The sequence below is a fragment of the Streptomyces sp. G7(2002) genome, assembly GCF_028870195.1.
In the GTDB taxonomy this organism is placed as follows: Bacteria; Actinomycetota; Actinomycetes; order Streptomycetales; family Streptomycetaceae; genus Streptomyces; species Streptomyces nigrescens.
Map to the genome: position 1 here is coordinate 494,614 of NZ_CP102609.1, position 15,682 is coordinate 510,295.

At 67.7% G+C, this 15,682-nt stretch carries 15 protein-coding genes, 3 pseudogenes and 2 riboswitches; of the genes and pseudogenes, 11 read left to right on the forward strand and 7 right to left on the reverse strand.

The features are described 5' to 3' along the window. Positions 1-381: 381 nt before the first annotated feature. The 3 genes from NUT86_RS02185 to NUT86_RS02195 all read left to right on the forward strand — a co-directional run bounded on the left by NUT86_RS02185 (position 382) and on the right by NUT86_RS02195 (position 1,929). Positions 382-759: a VOC family protein gene (locus NUT86_RS02185; RefSeq protein WP_093636545.1), complete on the forward strand. Its 378-nt coding sequence runs from the start codon at positions 382-384 to the stop codon at positions 757-759. A 274-nt stretch (positions 760-1,033) separates the two neighbouring features. After that, positions 1,034-1,189, forward strand: a complete 156-nt coding sequence (locus tag NUT86_RS02190; protein ID WP_229838261.1) for a hypothetical protein — start codon at positions 1,034-1,036, stop codon at positions 1,187-1,189. A gap of 461 nt (positions 1,190-1,650) precedes the next feature. Then, positions 1,651-1,929 carry a hypothetical protein gene (locus NUT86_RS02195; protein WP_274740776.1) on the forward strand — a complete coding sequence of 93 codons (279 nt, stop codon included), beginning with the start codon at positions 1,651-1,653 and terminating at the stop codon, positions 1,927-1,929. Positions 1,930-2,248: 319 nt separating this feature from the next. Here the strand turns inward: NUT86_RS02195 and NUT86_RS02205 are convergent, their stop codons facing one another. After that, entirely contained in the window at positions 2,249-3,520 is a 1,272-nt protein-coding gene (locus tag NUT86_RS02205; protein WP_274733003.1) for an alpha/beta hydrolase family protein, read from the reverse strand. Positions 3,521-4,157: 637 nt separating this feature from the next. Between NUT86_RS02205 and NUT86_RS02210 the strand changes: the two genes are divergently transcribed. Genes NUT86_RS02210 through NUT86_RS02225 form a run of 4 tightly spaced genes read left to right on the forward strand, consistent with a single transcriptional unit; the run spans position 4,158 to position 6,393 of the window. Continuing rightward, positions 4,158-4,694: a methylated-DNA--[protein]-cysteine S-methyltransferase gene (locus tag NUT86_RS02210; RefSeq protein WP_274733004.1), complete on the forward strand. Its 537-nt coding sequence runs from the start codon at positions 4,158-4,160 to the stop codon at positions 4,692-4,694. A 28-nt stretch (positions 4,695-4,722) separates the two neighbouring features. Further along, positions 4,723-5,286 carry a hypothetical protein gene (locus tag NUT86_RS02215; protein ID WP_274733005.1) on the forward strand — a complete coding sequence of 188 codons (564 nt, stop codon included), beginning with the start codon at positions 4,723-4,725 and terminating at the stop codon, positions 5,284-5,286. Between the two features lie 26 nt (positions 5,287-5,312). After that, the gene (locus tag NUT86_RS02220; RefSeq protein WP_446750747.1) at positions 5,313-6,131 is read left to right on the forward strand and encodes an alpha-ketoglutarate-dependent dioxygenase AlkB family protein; all 819 of its coding nucleotides are present in this window, start codon (positions 5,313-5,315) and stop codon (positions 6,129-6,131) included. A 28-nt stretch (positions 6,132-6,159) separates the two neighbouring features. Continuing rightward, a complete protein-coding gene (locus tag NUT86_RS02225; protein WP_274733006.1) occupies positions 6,160-6,393 on the forward strand; it encodes a DUF2277 domain-containing protein in 234 nt (77 codons plus the stop codon). Between the two features lie 198 nt (positions 6,394-6,591). Here NUT86_RS02225 and NUT86_RS02230 read toward each other — a convergent pair whose 3' ends face one another. From NUT86_RS02230 to NUT86_RS02240, 3 genes are all read right to left on the reverse strand, one after another. After that, positions 6,592-7,446: an endonuclease/exonuclease/phosphatase family protein gene (locus NUT86_RS02230; RefSeq protein WP_274733007.1), complete on the reverse strand. Its 855-nt coding sequence runs from the start codon at positions 7,444-7,446 to the stop codon at positions 6,592-6,594. Positions 7,447-7,959: 513 nt separating this feature from the next. After that, entirely contained in the window at positions 7,960-8,580 is a 621-nt protein-coding gene (locus tag NUT86_RS02235) for a flavin reductase family protein (RefSeq protein WP_274733008.1), read from the reverse strand. Positions 8,581-9,015: 435 nt separating this feature from the next. Beyond that, on the reverse strand, positions 9,016-10,065 hold the full coding sequence (locus tag NUT86_RS02240; protein WP_274733009.1) for a beta family protein: 1,050 nt from the start codon (positions 10,063-10,065) through the stop codon (positions 9,016-9,018). A 157-nt stretch (positions 10,066-10,222) separates the two neighbouring features. Continuing rightward, positions 10,223-10,441, forward strand: a riboswitch (cobalamin riboswitch). 152 nt (positions 10,442-10,593) lie between these two features. Between NUT86_RS02240 and thiI the strand changes: the two genes are divergently transcribed. Both thiI and NUT86_RS02250 read left to right on the forward strand, forming a co-directional pair. After that, the gene (gene thiI, locus NUT86_RS02245) at positions 10,594-11,808 is read left to right on the forward strand and encodes a tRNA uracil 4-sulfurtransferase ThiI (RefSeq protein WP_274733011.1); all 1,215 of its coding nucleotides are present in this window, start codon (positions 10,594-10,596) and stop codon (positions 11,806-11,808) included. Positions 11,809-11,964: 156 nt separating this feature from the next. Beyond that, a pseudogene (locus NUT86_RS02250) lies at positions 11,965-12,063 on the forward strand (SAM-dependent methyltransferase); the annotation flags it as partial. Positions 12,064-12,117: 54 nt separating this feature from the next. Here NUT86_RS02250 and NUT86_RS02255 read toward each other — a convergent pair. After that, positions 12,118-12,771, reverse strand: coding sequence for a TetR/AcrR family transcriptional regulator C-terminal domain-containing protein (locus NUT86_RS02255; RefSeq protein ID WP_274733013.1), 654 nt, complete (start codon positions 12,769-12,771; stop codon positions 12,118-12,120). Between the two features lie 89 nt (positions 12,772-12,860). Between NUT86_RS02255 and NUT86_RS02260 the strand changes: the two genes are divergently transcribed. Together NUT86_RS02260 and NUT86_RS02265 are read left to right on the forward strand one after the other, a co-directional pair. Continuing rightward, entirely contained in the window at positions 12,861-13,289 is a 429-nt protein-coding gene (locus NUT86_RS02260) for an ester cyclase (RefSeq protein WP_274733014.1), read from the forward strand. A gap of 354 nt (positions 13,290-13,643) precedes the next feature. Further along, on the forward strand, positions 13,644-13,952 hold the full coding sequence (locus NUT86_RS02265; protein ID WP_093636205.1) for a hypothetical protein: 309 nt from the start codon (positions 13,644-13,646) through the stop codon (positions 13,950-13,952). 219 nt (positions 13,953-14,171) lie between these two features. On the opposite strand, the pseudogene NUT86_RS02270 reads toward NUT86_RS02265, so the two are convergent. Both NUT86_RS02270 and NUT86_RS02275 read right to left on the reverse strand, forming a co-directional pair. Next, a pseudogene (locus NUT86_RS02270) lies at positions 14,172-14,883 on the reverse strand (NUDIX domain-containing protein). A gap of 194 nt (positions 14,884-15,077) precedes the next feature. Further along, a pseudogene (locus NUT86_RS02275) lies at positions 15,078-15,287 on the reverse strand (aldehyde dehydrogenase family protein); the annotation flags it as partial. A gap of 212 nt (positions 15,288-15,499) precedes the next feature. Then, positions 15,500-15,678, reverse strand: a riboswitch (cobalamin riboswitch). Positions 15,679-15,682: the final 4 nt, after the last annotated feature.

A 15,682-nucleotide genomic window follows, 5' to 3' on the forward strand; every position in this document is an offset into this window, starting at 1 on the left:
GACGGAGTGCTCAGGGGCACCCCCGGGGAGCGACGCCGCTTGAGTCCGAGGAGCGGACCGGTGACTAACCCAGAGGGCATTTCCTGAGGTGACAGCGGGGGTGCGGCCCAGCCTCGACAGCGGTCACGGGGGACTTGAGGGACTCGATGCATCACTCGATCGGGATATCCCCTGGGCGGCTGCACCCCGGTCTTCGTCCGTCCTCGGCAGCCCTTGAGGCAATAAGCCAGGCCGTCCGCAGGCGAGGCGTAGATCTGGCAAGTCGCCGTGCCGGCCTGGGGGACGGAGCCGCGGGGGGCGAGAGGTGGAAGCAATGGAGCCGGCGGGAATGACGGAAGTGGTGGGGAGTAGGGGGGAGTAGTGGGGAATGGTGGACCGATGATGGCCGGACGACCTCAGATTTCGCTGGCGACGGTGGTCTTGGACTGCCCGGATGCCCATGCGCTTGCGGACTTCTACCGGCGGCTGCTCGGCTGGGAGGTGAAATGCAGCGAGCCGGACTGGGTCCTGCTCGGCTGCCCGGACGGCGGGACCGGGCTCTCGTTCCAGTCCGAGCCCGGATATCAGGCCCCCGTGTGGCCGGAACGGCCCGAGGAGCAGCAGAAGATGCTCCATCTCGATCTCCGGGTCGATGACCTTGACGATGCCGAGGCCTATGCGGTCGCGGCAGGGGCGACGCGCGCCGCGTTCCAGCCTCAGGACGATGTCCGGGTGTTGCTTGATCCGGCAGGGCACCCGTTCTGCCTCTTCCTCCATTGAGGGCAGCGCCGTCGACGGGGGCGGCGGCGCTGTGATCGTTACGCCCTTCCCTCGCGGCCGGAGGTGATCGCGGAGCGTGTGGGAATGGACACATGCAGGCAGCGAGGGCGGGGCGGATGGCCGACGGTCCTTGCTGGTCAGGAAGTTGAGGCACCGTCGAAGCACCGGCCCGGGCAGGAACTGCGGGCCGTGGGCCGGTGCACGCGGGACTGCGTTGTCAGTGTCTGCCCCTAGCATTGCTCATATGTCCCCAACTCCTTCTGCCCCTACAGGTATGCCCGTTCCTGCTTCCGAGGCGAACGAATCGATCCGGCGATTTGTGCGCGCCCGGCGCGGACTGGCGTGGTCGGCTCAGGACATGGCGGAGTATGCGGTGCTGCTGGAGATATGGACGTTGGCGGTGCGCTCGGAGGTCGTCGAGGCGGCGTAGTCCCCACGAAGGTCAACGCAAGAACCTGCCCTGGCCCCACACCGGAACAACACCCACCACGTCCCCTCTCCGGAGCCGGCTCATGGTTCTGCGCCGGCTCCTGCTTCCACTCCAGCTCGCGCTTCTCCCCCGCCCCCGTTTCAGGTGAATGAGCAGAGCTGAAGGCCGCGTTGGTGGTGCGCTAGCCGTTCAGCATCGTGCGCGATCAAGCTGATGCATGTACCGCTCGCCGAGCGGTGCGTACGCCGAGCCCAAGGGCGACCGCTCGATGGCAAGGCCATTGCCACAACCCGGATTCCAAGGGCGGTGCGGCACAGGCCCCGAAGAAGTCCGCTGACGGCAAGAGCGACGGGAACAGCGCAGGGGTGAACGGCGGGAGCAGCGGCACGGGCGGTGCTGGTTCGGGCTCCAGCCCAACGGCCGGTCCGGCTCGGCATCCTAGGGCAAGGGCAACCGGCACCTTGACGGGCGTTCTCAAGTACCTGGCCCCCGGAAAACTGACCGTGGCCCCGGCCTCCGGCACCGCGCAGGCCTTCCACGTCGGATCGCAGACCAAGACCCTGGGTGCCGCCGGGAATTATGCCTCGAACGGCAATGTCACCGCGGACAGAAACGGCTACGGCACTTCCCCGTGCACCGAGGCCCAGCTGGAGAAGGCGGCCAAGCTGAACTCTGTCGAGGTACGGGTCACCGTCGAGGGCGGCGTCGCGACGAAGATCGTCGAGGACTTTCGCTCCTGAGCGCGATGGGTAAGACCCGACCGACGGCCCGACCCTCCCGAGCCTGGCAGTGAGCAGCGCCCCGCCCCTGTTCACGCGCCGTCGAATACGGTCGACGGCATCAGCGGCGGGGGCCCACCTGTGCGGCGGTTCGGGCGGTCCGGCAGTTCGGCGGTGCAGCGGTTCGGTCCGCACCCGGTGGAGGATCCCCCCGATCACCTGCCGATGATCTCGCCAAAGCCCGCACCTCCCGTTGCTCATCGGCAGGAGCGGCCTCAGCCGTTCCCCCTTGGCATCCGTGGGATCCCCGCCTCCCTGCCGTCCCAAGGGGACCCTTCACCTACCGTCGCGCCAACCAGGTGGCGATCTCGTCTACTACCGCAGAGTCGACGTGCCCTGGCCGTGTGTACTCGGCCGGGGTGGGCCGACCCCGACCGGTAAAGAAAAGGTGGTTGGCGTCCGGGTGGATCCGGATCGCCACGTCGGGGCGGTCTGCCAGGGCACCCCGCCAGCGCGTCAGGTCGTCGGCGACGGTCACCTGATAGTCCCGCCCGCCCTGCAGAATGAGCATCGGGCAGGCCAGACCGGCTGCCGTGGCCACCGGATCGTAGGCACGCAGGTCGAGCCAGTAGGCGGCGGAGAGTCCAAGCGGCAGCAGCTCCGACGGCGTGTCAGGCGTGAGTTCGGGGCCCGCTACCAGCGCGGCCTGCCGGACGAGCGCCGTCACAGCCTCGTCCGCGCTCGGGTGGGGTGCAAGCGCGGTGAGATAGCGGGCCACCCGGACGGCGGCCTCGTGCATCGGCTGCGCGTCCGCTGCGAGCAGGACCAGGCCGGCGATCGACGGGTCGGCGGCCGCGACCCGGGGTGCCACTTTGCCACCCATGCTGTGGCCGAGGAGGTGGATGCGGTCCGCGTCCACCTCGGGCTGCTGTCGGAACAGCCGGACGGCGGCGAGCGCATGCGGCAGGTACTCGTCGGTCATGGTGAAGTCCGATGGCAGACGGCCAGGCCGCGTGAAGGTGATCTTGTCGAAACGCAACACGGCCACATGCCGGGAGGCGAGCCCCCAAGCGAGGTCCTTGAGCGGCTTGTTCGGGCCGCTGCTCTCGTCCCGGTCGAACGCGCCGCCGCCGCTGAGCAGCACCACAGCGGGCCACGGTCCGGGACCGACGGGCAGGCTCAGCGTTCCGGGCACGGCGAGCGGCCCGGTACCAAGCAGGATGTCTCGCTCAATGAACCGGGTCGGTTCCGCGTAGTGCGGCGGCTGCCACTCCGCGCCGTCGTCCGGATCGAGCCGCAGGCCGTGCAGCAGGCCATCACCGCCAACCGACGTGAACACGGTGAAGTTGCCGTCGGCGCACCTCACCGGGATACGCACACGAACCGGTTCGCCCTCACCGGCCGCGCTCACCGGCTCCCCGATCTCCCTGACCTTGCCCCGTCCGGCCAACTCCGCCGCCCACGCGAGCCGCAACGCATCCGCGGAGACCGCAGCGCGCAGCGGTGGCGCGAACAACTCCACCGTCTCGGCGAAACGCTCCGCCCGCAGCAGCGCGGCCAAGCCCTGCGCTGCCTCCAGCACCTTCAGCACCTTCACTTCATCTATTCGCATGTTTGAGAAAGGTAGCAGCTATGAGAAAGTTTGGGCGTGGATTCTCTGGAGCTGTTCGGCCCCCCATCCGGCTGCCGATCGTTCATGCCATGGGCGGAGGAAGGCTGCTGACCGCCGATCAGCTCTGCGCCCCGGAATCCCAAAGCCTCCAGGGCCACCGTCTACCGCCACAACGAGCTGCTGGTGGGCGGCGGGGTCCCTGGATATGACTGAGGGCGAAGAGGCCGACCCGGTGGCCAACCAGGTAGCCGACCACGTGGGGTATCGACAGCATGCGCTCTGCCTCAGCCCGGCAGAGCTCGACGAACTGATCGCTGAGCTGCGCGCCGCGCGCGGCCACGCCGAGGCTGTCCAACCGGCCGAACCCCGAGCGCGCGCAGTACCTGCTGAGTCCGATCCATTTCCCGGTGGAACCCCCCGCAGCAGGAAGCCGATCAGGCGACGCTGAGGCCAATCGCTGAGAGGCACATGACCGCCCGGACAACTCCTGCCCGCCGAACCACCGACCACTGGCGCCACCCGCCCCCACCCACTACCAAGCGAGCACGGAACCATGACGTCCGATTTCCGCCAGCCGACGCGCCCCCGCCCCCGCAGACTCAAAGAGTGAAAGCAGCGACACAAACGAGGACGCGCCATGATCTCCCCCGAGACGACCACTGTCACCACCATCTACACCACTTTCGACAGCCCCCTGGGCGAGCTGTTGCTCGTCGGCGAGGAATCGGCCACCGCCCCCGGCGGCACCGCCCTGGCCTCCCTCTCCATGCCGCAGCAGCGGGGTGTCACCGTACAGCCGCACTGGCGGCGCGACCCCGGCCCCTTCGCTGAGGCCGTGCGCCAGCTCCGCGCCTACTTCGCCGGTGAGCGCACCCGCTTCGAGCTGGCGTTCCGCACTGCAGGTACGGAATTCCAGGAGCGCGTCTGGCGAGCCCTGGAGGCGATTCCGTACGGCACAACGACCACCTACGGCCGACTCGCCGATGTGGCCGGAGTGCCGCGGGGCGACGTACGGGCTCTGGGGGCCGCGGTCGGCGCAAACCCGCTGCTGATCCTGCGCCCCTGCCATCGCGTGATCGGCGCGGACGGGACGATGCGCGGCTACGCGGCGGGCGTCGAACGCAAGATCGCGCTGCTCACACACGAGGGCGCCCTCCAACCCACCCTTATTTGAGCCCGGCCGAGCCCGGAATCCCTCCCCAATGACCTCGCCCCTCATTCCCCGAGCCGAGGTGGCCGCCTACGGCCGCCTCCCCTCCCCCGCCCCACACTCCGATGCGGAACTCGCCACCCTCCTCGGCCTGTTGACCGCCCCCGGTGTTCGGATCACCACGGTGGTCGTCGGGCACAGCCGGGACACCGCGTCGCGTTCGTCCGCGGAAGCGTTCGTCGAAGCATGGCGGGAGATCGGCCGCCAGCCGGTCCTCGCCATGGTCGACTGGCCGGAATCCGCCGCGTCCTGGCTACGGGCGGCCGACCGCTTCACCGCCGAGGAACCGGACGCCTGGGTGGTGGCCGCCGCGCCTCTCGGCTGGGCCCAGATGAGCCGCCGGCTACGTCACAGCACCGACTGGGACCCGGCCCGCACCTATGGCTTCGCAGCACTCGGCGACTCCCGCGTCCCAGCCCTGGCAGGCGCGGCAACGCTGCAGGGCATGCGCGGTGCCACAGCGGAGGGCGGCAGCTGGGCCATCGACCGTGGTTGGGTCACGCAGCAGCCACCGGCCCGTAGGAGACCTCCGCTTCAACCCCATGGCACGCTGTAGACAGCTAGCGATGAGGCAGGAAAGCAATGAGCACGCCACTACCCGGCTTCGAGGACTTCGGGGAGCCCGATGGCGCCAAAGGGCCTGGTCGACCGGTTGTCTCCGGAGAGCCTGGAGGCCCGGACGGCTCTGGCGGCGCGGGAGAATCCGGCGGATCCGGAGGCCTCCACTCCCCCACGGGAAACCGTAGCCGGGCCCGTACCGGCAGCCGCCAGGAAATCGCCCCCGGCGCCGTCCACGTCCCCGGCTGGCTGACCATGGCACAGCAGCGCGAGCTGGTCACCGCGTGCCGTGACTGGGCGCGCGGTCCGGCCCCGATCCGGCACACCAAGCTGCCGCGCGGGGGCGTGATGTCCGTCCAGACGGTGTGCATCGGCTGGCACTGGCAGCCGTACGCGTACACCCGCACCGCCGACGATGTGAACGGCGCCCGGGTGCCCGAATTCCCCGACTGGATGGTCGAGTTGGGCCGCCGCGCGCTGGTCGAGGCGTATCAGGACTCCGCCGCGGGCGACGGCTACACACCGGACACCGCACTGATCAACTTCTACGACGGCCAGGCGAAACTCGGTATGCATCAGGACAAGGAGGAGCGTTCCGGCGCGCCGGTCGTCTCGCTCAGCATCGGCGACACCTGCGTCTTCCGGTTCGGCAACCCCGAGACACGTACCAAGCCGTACACCGATATCGAGCTGGCCTCCGGTGACCTCTTCGTCTTCGGCGGACCGTCCCGCTTCGCCTACCACGGCGTCCCCAAGGTCCGACCGGGCACCGGGGACCCGGCATCCGGACTGGCCGGCGGCCGCCTCAACATCACGATGCGGGTGACCGGACTCGACGGCTGACTCCGGCACCGCGAGGCACACTGGACTCATGTGCCGCAGCATCAAGACCCTCCGCCCGCCCGCCACCCCCGAGGTCACCGACGAGGACATCCGGGCCGCGGCCCTGCAGTACGTCCGCAAGGTCTCCGGATTCCGCGCCCCGGCCGCACACAACCGCGAGGTATTCGACCAGGCCGTGGACGCCGTGGCAGCCGCGACCCAGGAGCTTCTCGACGGCCTACAGATCCGTGGCTCCACCGCCCGTCAGCACACGCACTCCTGAGCCGCGACGGCATCCGCCGGCACCGACCTCCCACGACACGCCCTCGGTCCGCCCGCGGTGCGCCCTCTCTGGCCCAGAACACCGACCACTCCAGCCGCAGCCGCCTCCGCCTGCCCAGGCCCCGCCGCCCTCATCACACACCTCGGACCAGGCACCACGCACCAGCGCCACGGACTCACGATCATCGCCTGCTCACGCTCACCAATCGAGCAGCGCCTGAACCGGTAGGTGATCGCTCGGAAACTGACCGTGCGCGGAGTACGTATTGATCGTGGCGCGCCGCGTACGCACCCCCGGCGACGTGAGGACCCAATCGACTCGGTCCCCGTCCGGCACCAGCGGCCGGTACCCATGAAAGGTGGCGTACTGCGTGCTGCGCTCGTCGGCCGTATCCCAGCTGTCGACGAGCGAGCCGCCGTCGAGCATCGCCTCGTACACGGAATTCTTGTGCGCCGCGACATTGAAGTCGCCCATGACGATCCGGGGCAGCGAAGGGTCCAGCCCACCCAGCCGTTCATTGATCAGACGGGCGGAGCGCTCACGCGAGTACTGATTCGCATGATCGAGATGGGTATTGAGGGCATAGAACTCGCCACCGGCACGCATATCCCGGAATCGGACCCAGGTCGCCATCCGAACAACGGTATTTCCCCAGGTCGCCGACCCGATCAGATACGGCGTATCGGACAGCCAGAAATGGTCGTACTCCACCGGCGCGAGCCGCCGAGCATCATAGAAAACGGCCGCGAACTCATCCTTGCTCCCACCGCCCCGCCCGGTCCCCACCCAGTCGTAATGCGGTCCGAGATCCACGGCGACATCACGTAGCTGCCCGTACAGCCCTTCCTGCGTCCCGAGCAGGTGCGGGGCCTCATGCCGCAGCAAGCTACGCATCACGGGCCGGCGCTCGGCCCAGGAATGCGGCCGCACATCCGAGGCGTACCGCAGGTTGAAGGTCATCACCCGCAGCGCCCGCCCGCCGTCCGCGGCGTACGCGTTCCCCGGCCCGTGCACCGCCACCACCGGCCCGGCGACCACCGCAGCAGCCGCCACCCGAAAGGAAAACCGCCGGCTGACCGACGCAGTCGCGGCACCAGAACCAGATCCCGAGGAACCAGGGAGAACAGAGGACGCCAGGGGCGGCGGGGATACCCGGGACGCCAGGGATGCCCGGGACACCGGAGAAGCAGCGAAATCATCCGAAGCAGAGAAATCAGAGAAACCGGTGGCAGCAGAGGGGCCAGAGAAGTCAGCGGAAACAGGTGATCCATTCCACCCGGACACGAGAGCAGTCACAACAACTCCAGTCATCCATCGCACAGGCAGACACCGAAACCGAAGCCACGGCCACAGCCACAGCCACAGCCGAAACCACCCTCGCAACAACAACCATCATGCGAAAGCCTCGAGCCCCGCAGTGGCCATAAGTCACCTACGGGCAAACCGACATGAAACGCATGCGAAACGCGAAGTGCGCGGGGGACGATTCCGCGGGGACCTGGAGATCGAACTCTTCGCCTGCCCCCTCCCCGGCCCCGACCTCCAGGCAGTTCCTCAGCCCTTTCCCTACCGAACGCCGGCCGGCCCCTGCCAGTCCGCATGTCGAATACGGGAGATCTCCCGTACGTCGCCGACCGTCCCCCACTCGTCCTTCCCCAGCCGTGACAGGGGCTTCATCCTGGCGATTTCGGGGTGCCCGTCGACCAGCACGTCCTGCGCCACGACCGCGTGCACCACGCGCCCGAACACCACGGTCGAATCCCCGATTCCCAGCGTGGTGTGCACCTCGCACTCCAATACCACCGGCGAGGCCGCCACCCGCGGCGGCTTGACCCGCAGACTCGGCTCAGAACCGACCCCGGCCGCCTCGAACTCACTCACCCCGTGCGGGAAATCCGTACCCGTGTCATTGATCTGCTCGAAGAGCCCCTCCGGCGCCAGGTTCACCACGAATTGTCCAGTCGCCTCGATATTGCGCAAGGTGTCCTTGCGTCCAACGGAAGTGAACTGCACAACGGGCGGCGCGACGCTGGCGATCGTAAAGAAGGAGTGCGGGGCCAGGTTCGCAGAAGCACAATCAGGGCTGATCGTCGAGACCCAGGCGATGGGCCGCGGCACCACCACCGCGGTCAGGAGCTTGTAGAACTCGTTGCGGGACATGGCAGCAGGGTCGAAGTCGGTACGCATGGTGATCAGTATCCACACGGGCGGCCGCGGATCCCACAGTGGATCTACGTCGCGTTCGGCAGTGTCTGCCGTCCCACCACCACTCACCGCAGCCAAGGCGCTGACCGAAGTCCGAGGACGGGCATCGGCGTGTCACGGGGACGCACGAGACGGGCTGGAACTCCTGGTACGCAGCAGCGGGTTGGGGGCTGCGGTCCGCACCGGGTGCCTCGGCCACCAGCCCTAACGGTCCCATCGGTACGACCGCGCCTACCTCAACAGCTTCCGGCCCGACTGGCCCGACTGGCCGACGTCATGACGTACGCCTGCACCTGCAGCTGGACCTCGGCCCGCGGATCCAGGACGCCCGGCTGGACGACTACGCCCGACTGCTCGCCGCCCAGGGGCTGCGCCGCAATTGCGGCGCCCACACCCGGGTGGCCACTACATGCCAGTTCAGGGACGGCCCAAAGCCGTGAGCCGAGACGTCACGACGGCCAGATGATGCGACGTCGCCCAGGCTCGCCACTCCGTCCCGCCGCCTGCTTTCGCCCGCTGCCGTTTCGCACAGTCCTGCAAACGAGCGTCTCCCCACGACGTGCCCGCGCCGGTGGGCGGCCAATGAGGCGAGGAGACCAGGTCACGACTGAGGGTGAAGAAGTCGTCGTTGCCGGGACGGATCTTTGGATAGACGAAGACCTGCCAGTCTGCCGCCGTGGTGTAACGCATGTTGGGATGCGGAGTCCCACGAGTCCTCAGCGGCATTCGCGGGTGCGTTACACCGAAGTCGCCGAAATCAGGAAAGTTTCCACGCCACCGATCGCAAACCTGCTTCCAGAGAAGCGCGTCTTCCCTCACTACCGGCGTTGCTCGTCCACGTGGGAAGTTCGCCAGATTGACCGGGAAGGCACCGGCGGCCACGCACTCATGGCGCCAAGGCCAACGCGCCATGTGATGGAGAGTTTCCAGCACCTCAACTGTCAGTGCCGCCCTTCTGTCCCGAGAATGCACGGGTCCGGCGTCAATGAGCAGATCGATTTCCTCCGGAACAGCGTGGAGTGTGCGGAGCATCTCGCGGACTCGTGCATCGTCCGGGCGCAGTTCTTGTGCATCACGAGCCGACGAGATGCGTAGACAACCGCCCTGCTGGTGCCACGCCATCACCGCACGAACCTCAGCGAGCGTCTCATCGGTATCAGTACCTCTGAAGACCGGGCGCATCGCGACCTGCCGCTGGCTCAGTGACTCACCGACCCGCACCATCGGACCGCCCACATCACCTTTGAGCACCCGCACGGCCGGTAAGGCTCCGCAATCGACCGTGAGGACCATTCCATTCGGAACGTAGTCCATGGCACGGTTGCAGAAGGTCTCCAGAAGATCTCGAACGTCGCAGTCGGGCACGACCTCCATCACCGGGCGTATCTGCGACTGCACCTCCGCCGACGCATGTCCCAGTGCCAGAAACTCCCCCACCTTGCCCTTGAGAATGGGAACGTAGGCCACCGGCTCCCCCAAGCACAGTACGCACTAAGCCAGTTGAAGTACCAATCACTACTCCCAGAATGACGCATCGTTCCCATACCCGACAGAGTCTCGAATCAGCCATCCCGACTCAAAGTGCAGAATCAAGGTCTGGTTCACGGAATGCGATCCGCCTTGTCTACCCTGGACCGGCAGCTGGTTCGCCCCGTCCGCCAGACGGGGTGTCGCAAGAGGGAACCCGGTGGGAGTCCGGGACTGCCTCGCAGCGGTGAGTGGGAACGACCGCCGTCATGAAGCACTGGGCCCGCATGGGACCTGGGAAGCGACGGTCAGTAGGTGTCCGGTCCTTCGGGATGTGCCCATGAGTCCGAAGACCTGCCACTGCTCGTGCGGGGTGTATCGCCGCGCACGGATTCACGCGTCCCGGCAGCGGGACCGCTGAGCGAGTGGTGTGTTCCACCCAGCCCTGCGCAGAGCGGGGGCGGGCGGGCCCGCACCCCGTTCGCGGCCCGGCGCCGGCCCTCACGACGACTCGCGAAGGAGAGTTTCGTGCCCGGCGAACCGAGCATTCCCTCCAGCCCCTCCCCCAGAGCGCCCCGCCCGAGCGGACCCTGTGTCCTGCTCAAGCATGGTGAGGTCTTCCTCAAGGGCCGCAACCGGCACCTGTTCACCGAGCGGCTGCACGACAACCTCCGCGGCGCCCTGCGCGGCATCGGCGGTTCCACATGGATCAAGTCCGGCCAGAACGTCACCGTGCTCGGCGGCGAGGTCCCGTTGGACGACCTCGTGGAGCGCGCCCGCCGGGTGATCGGGTTCAACTCGGTGGAGCCTGCCCTGCGCGTTCCGAGCACCGTGTCGGACATCACCGAGACAGCCGTGGAGGCGCTCGCCACCGCTCGCGCGGAACGGCCCGGAATCAGTTTCGCCGTGCGGGCCAAGCGGCGGAACAAGAACTTCGAGATGACCTCCTCGCAGTTCGAGCGCTTTCTCGGGGCCCGTATCCGGGAAGCCCTCGGTCCCCTGCCGGTGAACCTCTCCAGCCCGGATGTACTGGTCTCGGTCGAGATCGACCACAAGGAGAGCTACGTCTCCTGGACCCGTCACCAGGGGCCGGGCGGACTGCCCGTGGGCTCCAGCGGACGCGCCCTGGTACTGCTCTCCGGCGGCTACGACTCGCCCGTGGCGGCCTACCGGGCGATGCGCCGCGGACTGCGCTGCGACTTCGTGCACTTCACCGGCGCTCCGTACACGAACGCCGCTTCGGTCTACAAGGCTTACGCCCTCGCCCGTGAACTCAACCGCTACCAGCCCGGTGGGCGACTGCACGTCATCGCGCTCGGTCACGCACAGAAGCAACTGGCCATCGCGGGGGCCGGCCGGCTCCAGGTCGTTGCGCAGCGAAGGCTGATGGTTCGCGCCGCTTCCGCGCTGGCGGACCGGACCCGGGCTGAGGCACTGGTGACCGGCGACAGCCTGGGGCAGGTGGCCAGTCAGACCCTGGCGAACATGGCCGCCGTCGACGAGGCGGCAACCCTGCCGGTGCTGCGGCCGCTGGTCGGCTGGGAGAAGCAGGAGATCATCAACGAAGCCCGGTCCATCGGCACCGCGGAGATCTCCGTGCTGCCGGACGAGGACTGCTGCAAGCTCCTCGCACCGCCCCGGGTCACCCTCTGCGCCGGGCTGACCGACCTGCATACGGTGGAGAAGCGCCTCGACCTGGACGACGTGGTGGACGGCCTGCTGCGCGACATCCAGGTCATGTAACCGGGAGACTCCGGCGAGGAGGCGGAGCCCGGCGCGGACAGCCCGGACCTCCGCCCCGAGTCCGGCCGCCCCGTTCCATCCGTATGTGCGACGGAGCAGTCCGGTCGGCGTCCTCATGTCCCGCGAGATGGCCGGTGAGGAGCCCCGACGGTGCTCGTGATCGGAATCGGCGCGGGGGACCCGGACCATGTGACTCTGGCTGCCGTGCGGGCCATGCGGGACTGTGAGGTGTTCTTCCTTCTGGACAAAGGCCAGGCACCCTGCTCAAGCCGGCCCGGAACGCCTTTCAATCGCCAGCCGACATGCCGTCTACTTCTGCGTTGTCTTGGCGATGGCGTCTCGGAGGCCGGCTAGTAGGGCATCCAGTGCGAGGTCGAAGCGGGCCTGGTGGTCGGCTGGCGTGCCGAGTCCGCCCGCGACCGCTTCGGACAGTGTGGGGAACGCGGTTAGGGCGAAGGCATCGTCGGTGGGCTGCTCGGAGTGCCCGGGGATGTCAGCTGCTTCGGCAAGGCAGTGCCCGATCACCAGTGTGGTGACGGAGTTGACGATCCGCATGGCCTCGACAGGTGCGATCCCGGCGTGCCCAAGCGCTGCTGCCGTGTCCTCAACTGCCTGGAGTGCTGCGGGGGACCGGACAGGGCGCGTGGCTACCAGCGCGATCACCCCGGTATGCCGAAGCAGTTCAGCTCGGAAGGCCGCGGCAAACTCCTTCAGGCGCAGTGGCCATTCGTCTGCCGGCCCATCGAAGGAGGGGCGCACGGCTGAGACCACCAGCTCGACCAGGCCGTCAAGTAGGGCGGCTTTGTTGGGCAGGTAGTGGTAGAGGGTCATTGCCTCGACGCCGAGCTCGGCGCCCAGGCGGCGCATGGACAGCTTCTCGACGCCGTCCCGGTCGGCGACTTCCAGGGCCGCGCGCAGCACCTTGTCGCGAGTGAGCCCCACCCGCTTGCTGGTCGTTCCCATTTATCGACAGCTCCAGTTGACTTTCTTACATCGTAAGGCAAGAGTGGCGGCCCAGTCGGAGCCTTACGTCGTAAGAGAAGGATTGGGGCATGTTCACCAACGAGAACAAGCAGCTCGTCACAGACTTCTTCACCGCGCTCAACCAAGCCCGCATCGACGACCTGGGCGACTACCTGGCGGCGGACGTGGTGGACCACAACAAGGTCATCCATGGTGAACCGGATGAGCCCGGCGCGGCCTTCGCAGCCATCGCCACCCAGCTCTCGGCACTGGCGCCCTACCGTGCACGGATCGACGAACTGATCGCCGAGGGCGACAAGGTCGTCGCCCGGATCACCCAGAACGGCGTGAGTTCCGGTAGCCACCCCCGGATGCCAGTGCCGACCGGCCGCGCCTTCGAGAACGAGGCGATCTTTGTCCTCACCGTCACCGCCGGCCGGATCAGCGAGATCCGCGGTGTCTCCGACCGGCTCGGTCTCTTCCTGCAGCTGGGGTGGGACTGGCCGACCGTCGACTGACCGACCGGCACTCGATGCCGGAGCGTTCATGCGCCCAGAAGATGTGTCCGTCTCGGGGGTGCATTCGGGATACCTCCCGCAGGTGTGAAGACTGGGCCGCCGCGGCCTCCTGGTTCGCGCGAGCCACCAGCTGCAGCTGCTTGTATCGCCGGCGTTGTTGGTGTGGCTGGTCAGCCTTGGGGCTGGTGGTGCCGGGGGCACACTGGCTGCTCTGACGAGGGCTACAGCGATGCCCCACCCTCCCCGGGCGGGGTGTCGCCTTGGCGGCGAACACCGCGTCCATTCGTTTAGTGATCGTTTATTGAGGCTCGGCAGGATGTGAAGTGTCGAGAAGGATCCTTCACAGGGGACGGTATGGCCAAGCTCTATCTGGAGAAGCTCAAGTGCGTCACGACTGAGGGCTGGAGCGGCTTCGACGAGCCGAGGCTTGTTCTCCAGAATCGTGGCACTGTGTGGAATGGGACGGTGCTGGGAGACCGGATGTACACCGTCAAGTACGACTGCGACTTCACGGGATCGATTGCCGTCTCCCTCGGGGAGGTCGGCGGAACAGTCGGGGACGGCAGGCTCGGGGAGCAGTGGATCACGGATACACCTGGTGAGCGCAGTCTGCGCTTCAGGGCGGATGGTGCTGAGTACAACCTGCTGTATGCGGTGGAGTAGGTAGCTTGAGCTCACCCAGGTAGACGCCTGTCGGCCCCGGATGGAGTTCTGGCGCGCAGAACGCAAGGCGCCCCCACCCAGTTCGGGCGGGGGCCTCACGTGTGGCTCTGGTCAGGCTCCGGCCTGGTCGTCGACGTGCTTGCAGTTCTATGGGCTGTGGCCGCGTCGTGTGTAGTGGCAGATGCGGGCCCGGCATTGCTGAGAGGCTCCAGAGCCCACTTACCAAGTGCAGTCGGCTTGTAGGTCGTGGATGCTGTCGGCGAGCTCGGCCGGCGGGGTCGGCCAGCCTGCCGTGTGCCAGTGGGCGATGCGCCAAGCAAGTCGCCGCGGCCAGACCGGGGTTGTGGGCAGCAGGTCTATCGGGACCCATACCGGCGTGCCGCCGTAGTTGTCGAGTTGTTCACGGGCGCCGATCTCGCCTTCGGCTTTTAGGAGGAAGTAGTGCTCACGGCGATTGTCCTTCCAGACGCGGGCTACCTCCTTGATCACGCTTCCGGCTAGGCCAGACTCCTCTCGCAGCTCTCTGACCGCCGCTGCGTGCAGCGTCTCTCCGGTCTCGACTCCGCCGCCGGGGATCTCGTAGAACGGTTGTCCCGTCCTCCTCCTCGAAGCCGATGAGCAACATCTGCTCGTCGCGGATGACGACGGCGCCCGCCCTGACCCGCACCGGATCAACTGCCGCCGGATCATCCCAGAGCGCAGCTGCCCTCACCGGGCCGCCCGTCGCCCAGTTCCGTAACACGGTTTCAGCAGTTCCGACGGGCCGGATTCGCGCGTGCAGCGCCTCGGCCAGGGACAGAGAACAGCACTCAACATCCGCCGCCTGGCCATGATGGGGGAAGTAGTAAGACCCATCTGCATGCGGGTCCTTCGCCAGGACAAGGCCCGCTTCGTCAATCTGCACGTTCGCCATCATGGGTTCGTCGGCCATCCGTGAAGATTAGCTGCGCCCTTCAGGGAACAACGCGCTCCCGGGCCCGTCGGGCTGCGGGTGACGACAGCGCCAGGTCCGTATCACCTTCGCCTTCGTCGACAAGCGCCCGCCGGACTTCGCTCACCGCTGAGCGGACGGGACCGTGCTCGGTGTGCGTCCTGTCTCCGGCGACAGGACGCACACCGAATCCGCAGCACCCGGGCGCGGCGCTGCGGATTCCACTCGCCCCACTCCTGCTGTGCCGACTCGGCGTCGGCGATCACCCGCTCGGTTTCCGCCCGCCCGGCCGGCGGGACACGGGCCTGGACCAGGCCGGTATTGGGGTCGTACACGTCGGCGAAGAGCCCTGAAGTTCCCGGTGCGTGCTTGCCGCCGATGAAATGTGTCAGTTCACGGACCATGAGAGCCTGCTCTCGTCAGGTGAGATCCGGGGATGGCACGGCAAGCCGAAGACAACACCCGGTGGGGCGTGTGTACGGGCGGGCCGTGGGACGCGAAGGCCGAAGAGCCGTCGCGGAGCTAGGGGTTGGCGTGCGCCACCGCTTGCTCCGCCGGATCACCTGGGTCGTGGGTACGGACCGGTGCCATGTGTGTCTGCTCCATCCTCGTGGACAACACGGAACACCCCGCGGCCGGTATCCTGACTCCCGGATCAGCGCGTACTCCCCGGCCTTCCCGACGGATTCCTCCGTCAGTGGCCTGTCCTGCTCGAAGAGCACACTTCCCGGTCACAGTGGCGGGACCGCGCCGGATTCACACCGGCTTCCCTGCACCGCGGGCCTTGCCCACGAACACA